We start from the raw sequence: 1,257 nt of genomic DNA on the forward strand, positions 1-1,257 counted from the left end.
CGGAAGTGATGGCCATGGAGGAACGGAGCGACGGGCTTGAGCACGTCTCATGCGCGGATATGGGTCGGTATCGACGCTGGCAAGGGGCACCACTGGGCGGTCGCCGTCGACGCCGACGGCGAGACGCTGTTCTCGACGAAGGTGATCAACGACGAGTCGCAGATCCTCACCCTCATCGGCGCCGCCCGCGAGCGGGCGGACGAGGTGCGGTGGGCGGTGGACATCTCCGGCCGGGCGTCCACACTGCTTCTCGCCCTGCTGGTCGCCCATGACCAGCAGGTGGTCTACGTGCCCGGCCGCACGGTCAACCGCATGTCCGGCGCCTACAAGGGCGAAGGCAAGACCGACGCGAAGGACGCCCGCGTCATCGCTGACCAGGCCCGCATGCGCCGGGACTTCGCCCCGCTTGAGACACCCCCGGAGCTGGTCTCCAGCCTCCAGGTGCTGACCCGTCACCGAGCGGACCTGATAGCCGACCGCGTCCGGCTGATCAACCGTCTCCGCGACCTTCTGGTCGGTATCTGCCCCGCCTTGGAACGGTCCTTCGACTACTCCTCGGCCAAGGGCCCAGTCGTCATGCTGACCGAGTACCAGACCCCCGCGGCCCTCCGCCGGGTCGGCGCCAAACGGCTGACCACCTGGCTGGAACGTCGCAAGGTCCGCGGCGCCGACACGGTGGCGGCCAAGGCCGTGGAGGCCGCCCAGTCGCAGCAGATCGCGCTGCCGGGCGAGAAACGCGCCGCCAAGCTGGTCTGCGATCTCGCCCACCAACTCCTGGCCCTGGACGATCGGATTAAGGACAACGACCGGGAGATCCGCGAGACCTTCCGCACCGACGAACGCGCCGAGATCATCGAATCCATGCCCGGTATGGGCCCCATCCTCGGCGCCGAGTTCGTTGCCATCGTCGGTGACCTGTCCGGCTACCGCGACGCAGGCCGCCTGGCCTCCCACGCCGGCCTCGCCCCGGTACCCCGAGATTCCGGGCGCCGCACCGGCAACTACCACCGGCCCAAACGCTACAACCGGCGCCTGCGCTGGCTGTTCTACATGTCCGCGCAGACCGCAATGATGCGACCGGGTCCATCGCGGGACTACTACCTCAAGAAGCGAGGCGAAGGGCTGCTGCACACCCAGGCGCTGCTGTCCCTCGCCCGCCGACGGGTCGACGTCCTGTGGGCCATGCTGCGTGACAAGAGGCTGTTCACCTCCGCCCCGCCGGTCACGCAGGCGGCTTGACACGATCATTGAGATTCT

Annotated in this window: 1 protein-coding gene; it reads left to right on the plus strand. The window is 68.4% G+C overall.

What is annotated here, in order from left to right; all coding sequences use genetic code 11:
• Positions 1-36 precede the first annotated feature (36 nt).
• A complete protein-coding gene (locus AC07DW_RS34540) occupies positions 37-1,239 on the plus strand; it encodes an IS110 family RNA-guided transposase (protein ID WP_478861539.1) in 1,203 nt (400 codons plus the stop codon).
• Positions 1,240-1,257: the final 18 nt, after the last annotated feature.

Source organism: Streptomyces sp. NPDC045701, assembly GCF_056432045.1.